This is a genomic window from Ralstonia sp. RRA (assembly GCF_037023145.1).
GTDB lineage: Bacteria > Pseudomonadota > Gammaproteobacteria > Burkholderiales > Burkholderiaceae > Ralstonia.
In genome coordinates, this window is sequence record NZ_CP146094.1 from 298,088 (window position 1) to 313,593 (window position 15,506).

Genomic DNA, 15,506 nt, shown 5'->3' on the forward strand with positions numbered 1-15,506 from the left:
AACGGCATGCTATGCCCAACAGTTACTCGTCGTTGTGGTCTTCCGCGATGTGGGTGGCCATATCCAGCAGCACCTGGTTCACGTGCTTGTCCGCCACCTCATAGAAGATCTGTTTGGCCTGGCGCACGCCCTTGACCAGGCGAGCACCGCGCAGCAGCCGCAGGTGGTGGCTCACCAGCGACTGCGAGAGTTCGAGGGTTTCAGCGATATCCCCGACCGAGGATGAGCCCTTCATGCAGCACAGCATGATTCTCAGCCGGGACGGGTCACCCAGGAGGCGGAATGTCTCAGCCAAGATGGTCACGTCATTCTGTGACAGCGATTCCAAATTGGCGCTGGGATCCTTCGGTGGGGTACTGAATGGCTTACTTGTATTCATTTTTAAAATATTTCCTAACCTCGAATGGCTGTTTTCGCCCTTCAGAATTAACAAGGCAGCAGCCGCTTAGGCGCGCGCAGCAAAGAACCAGTGCGAGCCTGGCAGGCAAGGCCTCCGCTCCCCGTGCACCGGGTCATTTCTGAAACCTGACAGCATCCGAAAAAGCGCTTGACCTTCCCACGATGGTAAACCCTAAGCTCCCTCCATGTCGAATTTCAACTATGGGAAGCACACCATGAGCATGGCAACAACGAGTAGTGCTGGCGGCCAAGCAGCGGCAATCAGCCTGCCCATCGAGGGCATGACCTGCGCAAGCTGCGTCGGCCGAGTCGAGGCCGCCCTTGCCAAGGTCGAGGGCGTGGCAAGCGTGTCTGTCAATCTCGCCACCGAGCGAGCGGACATTCGCCTGAACCGTGCTGTCGATCGCATGGCGCTGATCCAGGCGATCGAGAAGGTAGGGTACGACGTGCCTCAGGGCACCATCGAGCTGGCGATCGGAGGCATGACCTGCGCTTCGTGCGTGGGCCGCGTCGAGAAGGCGCTCAAGGCGGTGCCGGGCGTCACTGAGGCTGTGGTCAATCTGGCGACCGAGCGCGCTACCGTGCGTGGTGTGGCATCCGTGCAGGATCTAATCGCGGCTGTCGATAAGGTCGGCTACGAGGCCAGCCCTGTCGATACCAGCATGCAGGCCGACGAGGAAGCCGCCGAGAAAAAGGACGCCGAGCGCGCCGAACTCAAGCGCGACCTGACCCTGGCCGCCGTGCTGGCGCTGCCTGTGTTCGTGCTCGAAATGGGCTCGCACATGATTCCCGGCATGCACGAGTGGGTGGCTTCCACCATCGGCATCCAGCAGAGCTGGTATCTGCAGTTCGTGCTGACCCTGCTGGTGCTCGCCATTCCGGGCTGGCGCTTCTACGAGAAGGGCTTCCCGGCGCTGTTCCGCCTGGGTCCCGACATGAACTCGCTGGTCGCGGTCGGCACGGCCGCGGCCTTCGGCTATTCGATGGTCGCCACGTTCGCGCCCAGTCTGCTGCCGGCCGGCACGGTGAACGTGTACTACGAGGCGGCCGCCGTCATCGTGGCGCTGATCCTGCTGGGCCGCTTTCTTGAGGCACGGGCCAAGGGCCGCACCTCCGAGGCCATCAAGCGCCTGGTCGGCCTACAGGCCAAGGAGGCGCACGTGCTGCGCGACGGCCGCATCGTGGACATCCCGATCAACGACGTGGCGCAGGGCGACATCGTGGAAGTGCGCCCCGGCGAGCGCGTGCCGGTCGATGGTGAAGTGACCGAGGGCCGCAGCTTCGTGGACGAGTCGATGATCACCGGCGAGCCGATTCCCGTCGAAAAGGCGGAAGGCAGCACCGTGGTCGGCGGCACCGTCAACCAGAAGGGTGCGCTGACGCTGCGTGCCACCGCCGTGGGCGGTCAGACCATGCTGGCGCAGATCATCCGCATGGTCGAGCAGGCGCAAGGTTCCAAGCTGCCGATCCAGGCCGTGGTGGACAAGGTGACGCTGTGGTTCGTGCCCGCCGTCATGCTGGCCGCCGTGCTGACCTTCCTGGTCTGGCTGGTGTTCGGCCCGTCGCCCGCGCTGTCCTTCGCGCTGGTCAATGCCGTGGCGGTGCTGATCATTGCCTGCCCGTGCGCCATGGGTCTGGCGACGCCGACCTCCATCATGGTCGGCACGGGCCGGGGCGCTGAGATGGGCGTGCTGTTCCGCAAGGGTGAAGCCCTGCAACTGCTCAAGGACGCCAAGGTGGTGGCCGTGGACAAGACCGGCACGCTGACCGAGGGCCGCCCGGTCCTGACCGACCTGGAGATTGCCGACGGCTTTGACCGCAACCAGGTGCTGGCGAAGGTCGCCGCCGTGGAATCGCGCTCGGAGCATCCGATCGCACGCGCCATCGTCGAGTCGGCCGTGGAAGGTGGCATCGCGCTGCCGACGATGACAGACTTCGATTCGGTCACGGGCATGGGCGTGCGCGCCACCGTGGACGGCGCGCGTGTCGAGGTCGGTGCCGATCGCTTCATGCGTGAGCTGGGGTTGGACGTGGGCGGCTTCGCTCGCACGGCCGAGCGCCTAGGCAACGAGGGCAAGTCGCCGCTGTACGCCTCGATCGACGGCCGGCTGGCCGCCATCATCGCGGTGGCCGATCCGATCAAGTCCAGCACGCCCGCGGCCATTGCCGCGCTGCACCAGCTCGGCCTGAAGGTGGCGATGATCACCGGCGACAACGCGCGTACCGCGCAGGCCATCGCCAAGCAACTGGGCATCGACGAGGTGGTGGCCGAAGTGCTGCCCGAGGGCAAGGTCGAAGCCGTGCGCCGGCTGAAAGCCAGCCACGGCCAGATCGCCTACGTGGGCGACGGCATCAACGACGCCCCGGCGCTGGCCGAGGCCGACGTGGGCCTGGCCATCGGCACCGGCACCGACGTGGCGGTGGAGTCGGCCGACGTAGTGCTGATGTCGGGCAACCTGCAGGGCGTGCCCAACGCCATCGCGCTGTCCAAGGCGACCATCGGCAACATCCGCCAGAACCTGTTCTGGGCGTTTGGCTACAACACGGCCCTGATCCCGGTGGCCGCTGGCGTCCTGTACCCCGCATACGGTGTGCTGTTGTCGCCGATCTTCGCGGCTGGCGCGATGGCGCTGTCCAGCGTGTTCGTGCTCGGAAACGCGCTGCGCCTGCGCCGCTTCCAGCCGCCGCTGGCGGCGGATACCGCTCATTGAGAAAGGAGGAACACCATGAACATCGGTGAAGCATCCAAGGCCTCGAAGGTCTCGGCCAAAATGATCCGCTACTACGAGCAAATCGGTCTGATCCCTCCGGCTGACCGCACCGATTCGGGCTACCGCGCCTATACCCAGGACGACGTTCACCGGTTGCATTTCATCCGGCGTTCGCGCGACCTCGGCTTCTCGGTAGCCGAGATCACGGACTTGCTGGGACTGTGGAATGACAAGTCGCGCCAGAGTGCTGATGTAAAGCGTCTGGCCCAGCAACACATCGACGAGTTGGACCGGCGCATCGAGAGCATGCTGGAGATGGCCGCGACGCTCAAGGCGCTGATCCGGTGTTGCGCCGGCGACGAACGGCCCGACTGCCCGATCCTGCACACGCTGGAGCAGCCCGATACCAGTGACAACAAGCCCGAAGCGCGCACTGGCGCAGTGCCGCGCCGCGCGCGAGCCAACGCAGCAGGAAAAAAGCCGCGTGCGCACTGAGCAGCCAGGAGAGATATGCCCAAAATCACAGTCTTGCCCCATCCTGAACTGGCTCCCGAGGGAGCCGAACTGAACGTGCCAGCAGGCACTTCGATCTGCGAGGCCCTGCTGGACAACGGCATCGAGATCGAGCATGCCTGCGACATGAGCTGTGCCTGCACGACCTGTCACTGCATCGTGCGCAAGGGGTTTAATTCTCTAAACGAAGTCGAGGAGTGCGAGGATGATCTGCTCGACCGGGCCTGGGGACTGGAGGCGCAGTCGCGGCTGAGCTGCCAGGCCATCGTTGCGACCGAAGACCTGACCGTCGAGATCCCCAAGTACACGATCAACCATGCCAAGGAGAACCACTAGGAGCCTGCGTGCTGCCTCAGGCGCACCGGCCTGCGGCAGGGTTGCTCTGGCAGATGGAGGACTGACGGCATTGCAGCCAGATAACCAACCCGTGGGCCAGACCAACCCGCGAGCCAGGTGTCTACACTCCCTTTGCACGGTCGTCGGTTAGGCTGGAAAGGTCATCAACGTCCTTAAATCCGTGACGGCCGGCCCATGGAAAGTCACACAGGAGAAGTCCTGCATGTCTGCGCCCAAGCTAGCCACGCTCTACCGAATGGTCATGCCCGGCCATACCTGCCCCTACGGGCTGAAGTCGCTCGATCTGCTCAAACGCAAGGGCTACGAGGTCGAGGACAAACACTTGGCGAGCCGCGAGCAGACGGATGCGTTCAAGAAGGAGCATGGCGTCGAGACCACGCCCCAGGTCTTCATAAACGGGCGGCGCGTGGGCGGCTACGACGACCTACGCAAATTCTTCGGCATGTCCGTGAAGGACAAGAACGCCGTGACCTACACCCCTGTGATCGCGCTGTTCGCCATGGCGGCCGCGATGGCGCTGGCGGCGAGCTGGGCGGCCTTCGGCCAGCTCTGGAGCATTCAGGCGGCAGAGTGGCTCGTGGCCTTTGCCATGTGTCTCCTGGCGCTGCAGAAGCTCAAGGACGTGGACGGCTTCGCGACGATGTTCCTCAACTACGACCTGCTGGCCAAGCGCTGGGTTCGGTATGCCTATTTCTACCCGTTCGCGGAGGCCATCGCAGGCGTCCTGATGGTCGCGGGCGTGGGGATGTGGGTGTCGATTCCGTTGGCGCTGTTCATCGGGACCGTCGGGGCCGTGTCGGTTTTCAAGGCGGTCTATGTCGATCGCCGGGAACTCAAGTGCGCCTGCGTGGGCGGGGACAGCAACGTGCCGCTGGACTTCGTGTCCCTGACCGAGAACCTGATGATGGTGGCGATGGCCCTGTGGATGTGGGCCAAGGTCGCCTACCTTGGGATGCACTGAGCGCCGCGCCAGATATGGCGCAGCGCACGTGCTCGCATCGGCCGTCCTGTGTGCATGCCGGCCACGACGCGGTGTTACTGCGCGCGCGGCGGGAAGCCAGCTTCGCTCAGGGCCGCGGCGATCTGCTCTTGCGAGGCCGAGGTCTGGACCTCGACACGGCGGGTCGGCGGGTCCGTAACGATCTTGGCGTTGGGGTCGATCGTTTGGATCGTTTTCGTCACAGTGCGGGCGCAGCCGCCGCAGGTCATGTCTTCGAGATGGAATTGCATGGAAAACTCCTTTCGGGTTGGGATGCTTAAAGTTTGATCCTTGCCACGGTTGGAAGGTCAAGCGCTATTTGCATCCCCGCCACACCAACCTGCCGAATGTTCATAGGGGCAAGGCCGTGGTGCTCTTCACGCGGTCCAGCACGAAGCTGGTCTTGCAGTCTTGCACGCTGGGGTGCTTGAGCAGCGTATCGAGCACGAAGCGGGAGTAGTGGGCCATATCTCTGACGACCACCCGCAACAGGTAGTCCATGTCGCCGGTCAGCGCGTGGCACTCCACCACCTCGGGCCAGTTCTGAACCGACGCGCGGAACACGTCCATGGGGTTGCGCTTGTGCGAATCAGAGTGCTTTTCGAGGCGCACGTTCAGGTAGGCCGTGAGGGTGAGGCCGATGCGTTCGGGGTGCACCAGGGCCACATAGCCGGCGATGACGCCAGCCTCTTCGAGGCGGCGCACCCGCCTCAGCGTGGCCGAGGACGACAGGCTTGCGTGTTCGGCCAGTTCGTCGAAGGTGGACCTTCCATTGCGTTGCAATGCATCAATAAGGCGTCTATCCGTACCATCAAGGACTATTTCTGTGCTCATTTCTTTCACCACGCAGGAATCAGGCATCAAGAAGTCTATTTGCAATTGATTTTGCAGAAATGATGTGCGGGCTTTTTCTTACCATCTAGGGTGTCCAGATTTCCACCCCAAACCCAAGAGAGACACCCCTGATGACCGACCTTTTTGACAACCCGATGGGCCTGTGCGGCTTTGAATTCGTCGAGTTCGCCTCGCCGACGCCCGGCGTGCTGGAGCCGCTGTTCGAGAAGCTCGGCTTCACCGAGGTGGCCCGGCATCGCTCCAAGGACGTATCGCTCTACCGCCAGGGCGACATCAACTTCATCGTCAACCGCGAGCCTAAAAGCCAGGCGGCGTATTTCGCGGGCGAGCACGGCCCCAGCCCCTGCGGGCTGGCGTTCCGCGTCAAGGATTCGCACAAGGCCTACCACCGCGCGCTGGAGCTGGGCGCGCAGCCGATGGACATTCCCACTGGCCCGATGGAGTTGCGCCTACCGGCGATCAAGGGCATCGGCGGCGCGCCGCTGTACCTGATCGATCGCTTCGAGGACGGCAAGTCCATCTACGACATCGACTTCGAATTCCTACCCGGTGTGGATCGCCGTCCCAAAGGCCACGGCTTCTCGATCGTCGATCACCTCACACACAACGTCTATCGCGGCCGCATGACGTACTGGGCCGACTTCTACACGAAGTTCTTCAACTTCCAGGAGATCCGCTACTTCGACATCAACGGCGAGTACACCGGCCTGGCTTCCAAGGCGATGAGCGCGCCGGACGGCCTGATCCGCATCCCGCTGAACGAGGAAGCACGCCAGGGCGGCGGCCAGATTGAGGAATTCTTGATGCAGTTCAGCGGCGAGGGCATCCAGCACATCGCCCTGCTGTGCGACAACCTACTCGATGCGCTCGACCGCGTGCAGATGGCCGGTATCCCGCTGCTGACCGCCCCCAACGACATCTATTACGCAAACTTGGAAAAGCGCCTGCCCGGCCATGGCCAGCCCGTGCCCGAGTTGCAGGCGCGCGGCATTCTGCTCGACGGCACGACCGAAGGCGGCCAGCCCCGCCTGCTGCTGCAGATATTCTCCGAGCCGCTGCTTGGCCCGGTGTTCTTCGAGTTCATCGAGCGCAAGGGCAACTACCGCGAGGGCTTCGGCGAAGGAAACTTCGGCGCCTTGTTCGAGTCGATGGAACGCGACCAGATCAACCGTGGCTCGTTGGAAATCAACCCGGCCTGATTTGGGCTTTTCCATGAAGGCAGAGCGCCTTCGGTCCTACATCTCGCGAGCCCCTCTGTGGGCTCGCGCTACTTTGGCGTCAGTACGGCCTTAGCCGCTCAAGCATTGAGCGGGTTGGGTTCGGCGTCACGTTCCGAAACAGTTGCTACCACTCTTGACTTGAGTTAATACATGAACATATGTATTCTTATTCAGATACACCGATGGCCTTTTTCCTCGCCCTGAAGAGGGACCCAGCACTACCTCGCCCCCTCTAAGCGCACTTCGGCAGCAATGCGCCGTGGCCAACCCAATGACCAGGATTGCTGAAGGACGTGCCCATGGAACTTCGTCATTTGCGCTGCTTCGTGGCTCTCGCCGAAGAGCTGCATTTCACCCGTGCTGCGGAGCGCTTGCACATCGAGCAGCCGCCGCTGTCCCGCACGATCAAGGAATTGGAAGACGAACTGGGGGTGCTGCTCTTTGACCGCGATCGGCGGGGAACGCGGTTGACGCCAGCGGGTACCACCTTCCTTCAGGACATTCGCCGGCTGTTCACCAACCTGGAGCAGGCACGAGAAAACGTCAGGGCGATCGCCGCAGGCCTAAGAGGCAGCGTGCGCATCGCCATCTCCGATGGCGCCATCGACCCGCGGCTGTCTGCACTTCTTGCCCTGTGCCGCCAGGAGGAGCCGGAGATCGAAATACGGCTCTCCGAGGTCACCCTGGCGGAACAGTTGCGGGGGCTGCGATCCGGCGACTTCGCGATCGGTTTCGCACACACTGCGGACGTCGGCGACGGACTGGTGACGGAGCCCATCTGGCAGGACCCGCTGGTGGTGACCTTGCCGATCCGGCACCCGTTGCTGGCCCACAAGGAAGTGTCGCTACGTGAACTCGTGAGTTACCCGCTGGTGATGTGCGATCCGCAGCTTTGCGAGGGCTACTGCCGCGAATTGACCCGGCTGCTACATCCCCTGGAGCGCGAGTCCACCATCGTTGAGCATGTCTCGTCGCTGGACATGATGCTCACGTTGGTCGGAGCTGGTTACGGCATCGGCTTCGCAACGGCGACCCGAATCGCGGTATGCCAACGTCCCGACGTGGTGATCCGGCCGTTGGCGCTCGATTCGGCCGTCATCATCACCTACCTGCTTCGGCCCGAAGGCGGTAGCGGACTATCCGTTCCCGTAGAGCGCTTCATCGAGCGTTTGCGTTCGCCAAAGAGCGATTAGCTACGGCGCCTGCGCCACACCCGGCGTCACGCATCGCCCTGAAGGTAGAGGTTGCGCTCCGTGGCCGTCATCAGTTCGGCCGAGCTGATCTTGAGAGCCAGGGAAATTTTTAGAATGAGAGCGAGTGTCGGCATGTGCTCGCCGCGCTCAATCTTGCCCATGTGCGAACGCGCGATCCCCGCCAAGCCCGCGAACTCATCCTGAGCAATCCCCTGATCCAGGCGAGCGGCTCGCACCGCTTGCCCGAACGCCAACGCCGGTGCGGACTCATAGGTGGTTACTCCGGCGGGCCGTCCAGGCCGAATAGTGCGCTTCTGCATTCGCAGAAGCGTCATGGAATCACTGATCTTTAACCACGTTAAAGATATCTCTTTAGTATGATGTCGGTAGATCTTTTCGATCCCCTCCCGCCGCCTCTTTGGGGGTATCCATGCATGACGTCATCAGTCCGCCCCCGAATTTCACACTCGCCATAGCGCCAGGTGTACCGTCTTCACGGCTGTCGGCGCTGCTTGCACTGCAGCGAGCGCAGGAGCCGGGCGTCGCGATGGCCGTGCGTGAAGTTTCGGATCAAGAGTTGATGACGGGCCTGCAGGAGGGCCGCTACGACGCGGGACTATCTCTTAGCGGTGCGGGGGATCACCTGACGAGTAGCCGGAGGCTATGGTGCGAAAGCATGGCCGTTGCGATACCACCGCGGTCCCGCTTAGTTAACCAGGCGAAGCTCACCATCTCAGATCTTCAGGATTATCCAATCTATCGCTGGCGGGTGGAGGCTTGCCCCTTGCTGGACGAGAGGTTGGCCTCCCTCATGCCAGTGGACCAAGAGAACATCCTGTCTGCAACTTCATTCGAGATGATGGCGCTGTGGGTCTCATCCGGCTACGGCATCGGCGTATGCGCGCAATCGCGCATCGAGCGTGCCCATCAATGGGGGATCGGCATGCGACCGCTCGCCGATGGCCCCTACAATATCGTGACGTACCTCCAACGGCCCCACGCGCAAGCCGATTCTGCTGCCAAGCGGTTCGAGCGTAGAGCGCTACAGATTGCTGGGGAAGGTGCAAGGTGATGGGCCTACGGCCGGAAGCGTCATCCCGGCCATAGGCTGACCCGTGGATTAGGTTCCCTCGATCACCACAGCGCTGTCCACTAGCCTACGAACGCTCTGCCGCACATCTTCCGGGACGGGCTGCGGGGCGACGGCCTTGGGCACATCCTCGTGATGCTGGTAGTCGCCCATGATGACCCGTACGATCGCCGGCACGTTGGTCGGCGTGACCGCATCGATGGCGGCGCGATCGCCCAGGTCAGGGTGCGGCTGGGTCAGCATGCGGTAAAGTCCCCAAGAATCCGCGTGCGGGCACTGGTTCATGAGCACCTGGGCCAGCCTGTGTTTGAGCGGCACCAGTTGCCAGTCCGGAACACGCTGTCCCCGATTGCCAAGGCTGATAGCCAGCAACTTTCCGGCTTTCAGTTCGCGGTTGATCTGGTCCTTGGACTTCCCGGCCAGCTTGCCGAACAACGGGACCGGCAGGCTGTTCGGCGACTCATAGATAGCCAGCATTTCCTCGCGCTCGCGCTGGATCGCGGACACTTCCGGCTCTGGGACATGCACCGGAGGCGGCGGCAGATGCGACAGTCTCCGGAACGTGATTCCGCCGCTGCTCGAAGTGACGACAATGGGCGTTGCGACAAGGGACTGCACGCCGGGCACAGGGGGCTCGGCCACGATGGGGGCCGCACCCACCGCCTCTTCCACTTCTGCCATCGCAGGCACCCCATCGATGCGGATGGTCAGGTGTGCGCTCGCAGCTTCTACCTCGCCCTGTTCGAGCAGGTCGAGGCGATCGGCCCAGTCCTGCATCATCCGGCGCCTCGGCTCCACGTATTTGGCGTGGTTGTAGGCCGAGCTGACCTTGTTGGGGTCGGAGTGCGATAGCTGTGCATCCACCCAAATTTTCGGATAGCCGATTTCGTTGAGCGCCGTCGAGATGGTGCCGCGGATGCCGTGCCCGGTCAGGCGCCCCTCGTAACCCATGAGCTGCAAGGCCTTGTTCAGCGTATTTTCGCTGATGCGCTTCTTGAGTTCGCTGGTATGAGCCAACAAGTACTTCTGCGCCGGCCGCATCGCGCTCAGAAGATAGCGCACGATCTCGATGGCCTGCAGAGAGAGGGGCACGATGTAGGGCGGCACGTCCTGCGGCCGCTTACCGGCCTTGCGCATTTCGTCCTGGAGCTGCTTGACGAATTGTGGCGGGATGATCCACAAGCCGCGGTCGAGGTCGAACTGCTCAGGCTCGGCCAGCCGCAATTCGCCCGTCCGCACCCCAGTTAACAACAGCAGCCGCACACCAAGCTGGGTCTGCCAGCCGCGGGGGGTGTAGAGCCGAAGCTTCTGAAGGAACTCGGGCATCTCGGGCAGGTGCAGATAGGGATTGTGGGTCACCGGGGGCTTGGGTTCGGCCACCACATCCAGGTCAGCAGCAGGGTTGACCTCCAAGCCCTCGGCAACGACCAAGGCATAGCGGAACATCTGGTTGAACCAGGTGCGAACCTTCTCGGCGGTGGTGAACGCTTTGCGCTTCTCGATCGCCGCCAGAACTCCCAGGAGCTGAGGGCGGCGAATGTCGTAGATCGACATCTTCCCTAAGGCGGGCAGCACGTCCTTGTTGAAGATGCGCAGAATCTGCGACAGGGTGCTCTGGCGGCCTTCCTTGAGTTCCTTGCGGCGATGCTCGACCCAGGCATCAAAAACGTTCCTAAAGGTGTATTCACCCGCCAATTTGGCCGCGTGCCGGCGCTGGTCACGCTCGATTTGCGGATCAACCCCCCTGGCAAGCAGGGCTTGGGCCTTATCCCGCTCGGCGCGGGCCTCGCGCAAGCTGAGGGCAGGATATCCGCCCAGGGACATACGTTTTTGCTTGCCCAGCCAGTAGTAGCGAAACATCCACGACTTACCGCCTGCAGCAGAGACCATCAGGCCCAGGCAGTCATTATCGGAGAGGGTGTAGCGTTTTCCGGTGGTTCTTGCCTGCCGGACGGTCAGATCAGAGAGTGCCATTTCGAGGCTCCTAAGTAATGACTTAGGCCCTATGCTCGTCATGGTTCCCGCTCAGCCCCAGCAACTATCCGGTAGCCGTCCCACCCGTATTCTTGTGCCTCAATTGGTCACTCAAAAACGGTAGCTGTGGGTGGATTTCCGTGGCGCTCGCTGGAATGGAAAAAGGGGCCGAAGCCCCTTTTTTCAATGACTTACAGACGTCAGTAGAAGTCTGCAGATCATAATTTGGAGCGGGAGGAAGAACATGCACGAGCCCGATTGCGGCGGGCAGCATGCCAAGATCAGGCGCATGGCCGTTGGCATCCGCCCAATGGCGGCCATCGTGCCGATGGTCCGCGCAGAGCGCAGGCTGCGCATCGTCCATGTCCTGGCAGTTCACGACGGAAACAGCCATCGCCGAGGCGTCCACTATGGCCCCTGCCTCGGGCGGGCAAACGTATCCCGCAATCGCCACGCGCGTGAACAACACCGTCGCGAGCAACGCGAGCGCAAGCAACTGCGCGAGGGGGGAATGGCGATGCTTCATGTATCCCTGCAAACAGGTGCGTTCAGTCTAGGCCTGCCAAAACTTGACCACAAGACGGGCGCGAATGGAGGCCGGTAGGCGGTGGACATGATGTTCATCCAAAATGCTGCGCCTAAGGCACTTGTGTCCTCAATCGAAGCGCATTGGAGATCACCGACACCGAGCTCAAGCTCATGGCCAAGGCCGCAATCATCGGTGACAGCAGCCACCCCGTGAACGGGTACAGCGCCCCTGCGGCCAGTGGGATGCCCAGCGCGTTGTAGACGAACGCAAATCCCAGGTTCTGTTTCATATTGGCAATCGTGGCTTGCGACAGTTCCCGCGCGCGTGCAAGGCCGCGCAGGTCGCCCTTGACCAGCGTGACCTGGGCGCTGTGCATCGCCACATCGGTTCCAGTCCCCATGGCGATGCCGACGTCGGCTTTGGCCAGTGCCGGTGCATCGTTGATGCCGTCGCCAGCCATGGCCACTACGTGGCCCTCGCTCTGGAGTTTTGCGACCAGTGCCAGCTTGTCAGCCGGTTTGACCTCGCCGTGAACCTCGTTAATGCCAAGAGGGCCGGCCACGGCTCGCGCTGTCGCGATGCTGTCGCCACTTGCCATCACCACGCGAATCCCGGCCGCTTTGAGCGCCGCAAGCGCTTCGGGAGTGCTGGCCTTGACCGGGTCCGAGACCGTCAGCAGCCCCGCCAATTTCCGGTCAACGGCCAGGTACATGACACTGGCGCCGTACTGACCAAGCACATTTGCCCGCAACGCATGTGATTCAATGGCGACTTGCTCCCGACGCATCAGGGAGGCATTGCCGAGTATCAGTTGGTGACCGTCAACCCGGCCCCGCACGCCCATACCCGCGTCCGATGCGAAATGTTCGGCCTTGCCTAACGTCAGGCCACGCTCACGCGCCGCCGCAACAATGGTGGCTGCCAGCGGGTGTTCGCTGCCCTGATCGAGACTCGCCGCCAGACGAAGCACCGTGGTCTCATCGAGCGAATCGACGGCCAATGCCCGCTCGAAGACCGGACGGCCCTCGGTCAACGTGCCGGTCTTGTCGACGATGAGAGTGTCAACCTTGCGGAAATGCTCGATGGCCGCCGCATCCCGGAACAGGATGCCCTGGGTCGCGGCCTTGCCGCTCGCCACCATGATCGACATTGGCGTAGCCAGCCCCAGCGCGCATGGACAGGCGATGATCAACACGGCCACGGCATTGACCAGTCCAAAGACCCAGCTCGGCTCGGGGCCGAAAAATCCCCAGCCGAAGAAGGCAAGCACGGCAATCGCTACCACCACCAGTACGAATACCCCCGCCACCTGGTCCGCCATGCGCTGCATGGGCGCCTTCGAGCGCTGGGCCTGGGCCACCATCTGCACGATCTGCGACAGCACTGTCTGTGCGCCGACCTTTTCCGAACGCATGACCAGGCTGCCCGACGTATTGAGTGTGGCGCCGATCACATGGTCGCCAGCATGCTTGGAAACAGGCAACGGCTCGCCGGTGATCATCGATTCGTCGATGGCGCTTGCTCCTTCGGTCACGATGCCATCGGTTGGCACCTTTTCGCCGGGGCGAATCCGCAGCAGGTCGCCGACATGTACGTGCGTGAGCGGGATATCCTCTTCGCTGCCGTCAGGATTGAGGCGGCGCGCCGTTTTTGGCGCCAGACCGAGCAGCGACTTGATGGCGGCCGAAGTCTGCGAACGTGCCTTCAATTCGAAGATCTGGCCCAGCAGCGTCAGTGAAATGATGACGGCGGCGGCTTCGAAGTAGACCGCAATGCGGCCATGCACAACAAAGCTGCGGGGAAACAGCTCGGGCGCAACAGTGGCCGCAACGCTGTATATGAAGGCCGCACCGGTGCCCAGCCCGATCAGAGTCCACATGTTCGGGCTGCGGTTGCGGAACGATTGCAGGCACCGGGCATAGATGGGGAAGCCGGCCCACAAGACTACGGGCGCGGACAAGGCAAACTCCACCCAGCCTTGCGCCGCCGGGGCCACGCCAGCGACACGCCCCCCCAGCATTACCAGCGCTACGACAGCGATCGTCAGCGGCAAGCTCCACCAGAAGCGCCGGCGGAACGCCGCGAGTTCGGGATTCTCATCCGCTTCAAGACTCGGCATCGCCGGCTCAAGCGCCATGCCGCACTTCGGGCAACTCCCGGGATGATCCTGGCGGATCTCGGGGTGCATGGGGCAGGTGTAAACGGTGTCCGGCGCCGCGTTGGCATCGTCCACAGCGGAGGCGACATGTGGATGCGTGTACCGCGTGGGGTCCGCCTCGAACTTCCGCTGACATGCTGCACCACAGAAGCTGTATCGGGTCCCCGCGTAGCTTGACTGGTACGGCGTATTGGGCTTGACCGTCATACCGCACACCGGGTCCCGTTCCTCCGTGGCGGTCACGAGCGTCAGTCGCGTCGCCGTGGCATGCGGGTGGCCTCCAGCTTGTGCACGTTCCGGCTCGCCGTCGTGCCCGGGCGCGGCGGATGACATATGCGGATGCGGTTGTTGGTTGCTCATTTTCGCGCAGCCTCAATGCCTTGTGGCCTGCGGTGCGGGCAATTGCCGTGGGGCTGCGCTGCTGATCGCCTCCAAGATCGGGCAAGCAGGTCGATCGTCGCCATCACAATGCTGCGCCAGATACAGCAGGGTGTCCCGCATGCCGCTGACCGCGGCAATCCGGGCGTCCAGTTCCTGAATGCGCTGCAACGCGATGGCCTTCACCGCCACGCTCGCGCGCCGCTTGTTTTGCCACAACCCGAGCAGCTCTCGAATCTGCTCCATGGAGAAACCCAAGGCCCGCGCACGCCCGATGAAGCGCAGGGTGTGGATGTCGATTTCACGATACATCCGGTAGTTGCCCTCGCTCCGGGCAGCCGAAGCGACCAGGCCAATACTTTCGTAGTAGCGGATCATCTTGGCCGAGACGCCGGAGACGCTCGCGGCTTGTCCGATATTCATGGCGTGCTCCTCGCTTCCTGTGCGCATGGCACCTTCGGTATCCGGTGTTCGTGGCATCTTTCACGGAACCGGCGCGTGCCCAAATCTTCACGATTTCACGGTACACCCTTCCCAAGTGGGAAGGTCAAGGACGTCGCAATCGTCCTTTTGCCCGACGCCCATGCGGGCGTCTGATCCTGTTTTCCGCGCAGTTGCATTGCGAGCAAAACACGGTATCCTTGCGAAAATCCTGCCACTGCAAAGAACCCTTGCGTCACACGCTGCGCCGGCATCCTTTCTTCGCTGGCATCCTCCTGCTGGTCTTCCTGTCAGTCCAACTGGCAGCGGCGGCGTACGCTTGTGCCGGCAGCCGATACCAAGTGGGCAGCGACAACATGAAGGCCGCCCCGACCGAATCCTGCGCCGACATGGCCAGCGGGACCGATCAGGGCAGCAGCCAGGACATGGACAACGGCGCGCTTTGCCAGGCTCACTGCCAGGCTGACTCCAAGAGCGCCGACCATGTCGCACCGCAACTGCCGGTATTCTTGCCGGTGCTGACGGGCGTCATCGAACCGGCCACCGTGGCTTTTGCCAATCTCCGCACCGTGCTGCGCGCTCAAGTGACAGCGCGCGCGCCACCGCCGCCACTGGCCATTCTTCACTGCAGTTTCCAAACGTAGCCTTCAGATCGACGTCATCCGGTGCTGCCCTCTCTAGACTGGGGTAGCTGTCGTCGTTCATGGAG

General features: G+C 62.7%; 16 protein-coding genes. 8 read left to right on the forward strand and 8 right to left on the reverse strand.

Translation table 11 applies throughout. The features are described 5' to 3' along the window. Positions 1 to 22: 22 nt before the first annotated feature. The gene (locus tag V6657_RS30755; RefSeq protein WP_003821162.1) at positions 23 to 379 is read right to left on the reverse strand and encodes a metalloregulator ArsR/SmtB family transcription factor; all 357 of its coding nucleotides are present in this window, start codon (positions 377 to 379) and stop codon (positions 23 to 25) included. Positions 380 to 614: 235 nt separating this feature from the next. Between V6657_RS30755 and V6657_RS30760 the strand changes: the two genes are divergently transcribed. The 4 genes from V6657_RS30760 (at position 615) to V6657_RS30775 (ending at position 4,941) form a co-directional block, all read left to right on the forward strand. Further along, positions 615 to 3,110 (forward strand): heavy metal translocating P-type ATPase, encoded by a 2,496-nt coding sequence (locus tag V6657_RS30760; RefSeq protein ID WP_033471058.1) that lies wholly within the window; start codon positions 615 to 617, stop codon positions 3,108 to 3,110. 15 nt (positions 3,111 to 3,125) lie between these two features. Beyond that, a complete protein-coding gene (cueR, locus tag V6657_RS30765; RefSeq protein WP_003821164.1) occupies positions 3,126 to 3,605 on the forward strand; it encodes a Cu(I)-responsive transcriptional regulator in 480 nt (159 codons plus the stop codon). A 15-nt stretch (positions 3,606 to 3,620) separates the two neighbouring features. After that, complete coding sequence (gene fdx / locus V6657_RS30770; RefSeq protein ID WP_003821165.1) at positions 3,621 to 3,959, forward strand: ISC system 2Fe-2S type ferredoxin; 339 nt, start codon at positions 3,621 to 3,623, stop codon at positions 3,957 to 3,959. A gap of 223 nt (positions 3,960 to 4,182) precedes the next feature. Next, positions 4,183 to 4,941 (forward strand): glutaredoxin, encoded by a 759-nt coding sequence (locus V6657_RS30775; protein ID WP_017642570.1) that lies wholly within the window; start codon positions 4,183 to 4,185, stop codon positions 4,939 to 4,941. Between the two features lie 74 nt (positions 4,942 to 5,015). On the opposite strand, the gene V6657_RS30780 is transcribed toward V6657_RS30775, so the two are convergent. Next, entirely contained in the window at positions 5,016 to 5,210 is a 195-nt protein-coding gene (locus tag V6657_RS30780) for a heavy-metal-associated domain-containing protein (protein WP_003821167.1), read from the reverse strand. Positions 5,211 to 5,310: 100 nt separating this feature from the next. After that, positions 5,311 to 5,793 (reverse strand): Lrp/AsnC family transcriptional regulator, encoded by a 483-nt coding sequence (locus V6657_RS30785; protein WP_033471055.1) that lies wholly within the window; start codon positions 5,791 to 5,793, stop codon positions 5,311 to 5,313. Positions 5,794 to 5,924: 131 nt separating this feature from the next. On the opposite strand from V6657_RS30785, the gene hppD reads away from it, so the two are divergent. Together hppD and V6657_RS30795 are read left to right on the forward strand one after the other, a co-directional pair. Then, positions 5,925 to 7,013 (forward strand): 4-hydroxyphenylpyruvate dioxygenase, encoded by a 1,089-nt coding sequence (gene hppD / locus V6657_RS30790; protein WP_003821169.1) that lies wholly within the window; start codon positions 5,925 to 5,927, stop codon positions 7,011 to 7,013. Positions 7,014 to 7,333: 320 nt separating this feature from the next. Then, complete coding sequence (locus V6657_RS30795) at positions 7,334 to 8,227, forward strand: LysR family transcriptional regulator (RefSeq protein WP_003821171.1); 894 nt, start codon at positions 7,334 to 7,336, stop codon at positions 8,225 to 8,227. A 26-nt stretch (positions 8,228 to 8,253) separates the two neighbouring features. Here V6657_RS30795 and V6657_RS30800 read toward each other — a convergent pair whose 3' ends face one another. Then, positions 8,254 to 8,547 carry a helix-turn-helix transcriptional regulator gene (locus V6657_RS30800; protein ID WP_003821173.1) on the reverse strand — a complete coding sequence of 98 codons (294 nt, stop codon included), beginning with the start codon at positions 8,545 to 8,547 and terminating at the stop codon, positions 8,254 to 8,256. 110 nt (positions 8,548 to 8,657) lie between these two features. On the opposite strand from V6657_RS30800, the gene V6657_RS30805 reads away from it, so the two are divergent. Further along, positions 8,658 to 9,299: a substrate-binding domain-containing protein gene (locus tag V6657_RS30805; RefSeq protein WP_023110687.1), complete on the forward strand. Its 642-nt coding sequence runs from the start codon at positions 8,658 to 8,660 to the stop codon at positions 9,297 to 9,299. Between the two features lie 48 nt (positions 9,300 to 9,347). On the opposite strand, the gene V6657_RS30810 is transcribed toward V6657_RS30805, so the two are convergent. The 4 genes from V6657_RS30810 to cueR (V6657_RS30825) form a co-directional block, all read right to left on the reverse strand. Then, positions 9,348 to 11,291, reverse strand: a complete 1,944-nt coding sequence (locus V6657_RS30810) for an integrase arm-type DNA-binding domain-containing protein (protein WP_017642575.1) — start codon at positions 11,289 to 11,291, stop codon at positions 9,348 to 9,350. Between the two features lie 64 nt (positions 11,292 to 11,355). After that, positions 11,356 to 11,817: a hypothetical protein gene (locus tag V6657_RS30815; RefSeq protein WP_338755992.1), complete on the reverse strand. Its 462-nt coding sequence runs from the start codon at positions 11,815 to 11,817 to the stop codon at positions 11,356 to 11,358. A gap of 112 nt (positions 11,818 to 11,929) precedes the next feature. Next, positions 11,930 to 14,338, reverse strand: coding sequence for a heavy metal translocating P-type ATPase (locus V6657_RS30820; RefSeq protein WP_024979370.1), 2,409 nt, complete (start codon positions 14,336 to 14,338; stop codon positions 11,930 to 11,932). 12 nt (positions 14,339 to 14,350) lie between these two features. Next, positions 14,351 to 14,779 (reverse strand): Cu(I)-responsive transcriptional regulator, encoded by a 429-nt coding sequence (gene cueR / locus V6657_RS30825; protein WP_024979369.1) that lies wholly within the window; start codon positions 14,777 to 14,779, stop codon positions 14,351 to 14,353. A gap of 248 nt (positions 14,780 to 15,027) precedes the next feature. Between cueR (V6657_RS30825) and V6657_RS30830 the strand changes: the two genes are divergently transcribed. After that, positions 15,028 to 15,441 (forward strand): hypothetical protein, encoded by a 414-nt coding sequence (locus V6657_RS30830; protein ID WP_024979368.1) that lies wholly within the window; start codon positions 15,028 to 15,030, stop codon positions 15,439 to 15,441. Positions 15,442 to 15,506 lie beyond the last annotated feature (65 nt).

Coding starts and splice junctions, on each gene's coding strand:
- V6657_RS30755 (WP_003821162.1), bottom strand. CDS start 379: ATGAATACAAGTAAGCCATTCAGTACCCCACCGAAGGATCCCAGCGCC.
- V6657_RS30760 (WP_033471058.1), top strand. CDS start 615: ATGAGCATGGCAACAACGAGTAGTGCTGGCGGCCAAGCAGCGGCAATC.
- cueR (WP_003821164.1), top strand. CDS start 3,126: ATGAACATCGGTGAAGCATCCAAGGCCTCGAAGGTCTCGGCCAAAATG.
- fdx (WP_003821165.1), top strand. CDS start 3,621: ATGCCCAAAATCACAGTCTTGCCCCATCCTGAACTGGCTCCCGAGGGA.
- V6657_RS30775 (WP_017642570.1), top strand. CDS start 4,183: ATGTCTGCGCCCAAGCTAGCCACGCTCTACCGAATGGTCATGCCCGGC.
- V6657_RS30780 (WP_003821167.1), bottom strand. CDS start 5,210: ATGCAATTCCATCTCGAAGACATGACCTGCGGCGGCTGCGCCCGCACT.
- V6657_RS30785 (WP_033471055.1), bottom strand. CDS start 5,793: ATGAGCACAGAAATAGTCCTTGATGGTACGGATAGACGCCTTATTGAT.
- hppD (WP_003821169.1), top strand. CDS start 5,925: ATGACCGACCTTTTTGACAACCCGATGGGCCTGTGCGGCTTTGAATTC.
- V6657_RS30795 (WP_003821171.1), top strand. CDS start 7,334: ATGGAACTTCGTCATTTGCGCTGCTTCGTGGCTCTCGCCGAAGAGCTG.
- V6657_RS30800 (WP_003821173.1), bottom strand. CDS start 8,547: ATGCAGAAGCGCACTATTCGGCCTGGACGGCCCGCCGGAGTAACCACC.
- V6657_RS30805 (WP_023110687.1), top strand. CDS start 8,658: ATGCATGACGTCATCAGTCCGCCCCCGAATTTCACACTCGCCATAGCG.
- V6657_RS30810 (WP_017642575.1), bottom strand. CDS start 11,291: ATGGCACTCTCTGATCTGACCGTCCGGCAGGCAAGAACCACCGGAAAA.
- V6657_RS30815 (WP_338755992.1), bottom strand. CDS start 11,817: ATGAAGCATCGCCATTCCCCCCTCGCGCAGTTGCTTGCGCTCGCGTTG.
- V6657_RS30820 (WP_024979370.1), bottom strand. CDS start 14,338: ATGAGCAACCAACAACCGCATCCGCATATGTCATCCGCCGCGCCCGGG.
- cueR (WP_024979369.1), bottom strand. CDS start 14,779: ATGAATATCGGACAAGCCGCGAGCGTCTCCGGCGTCTCGGCCAAGATG.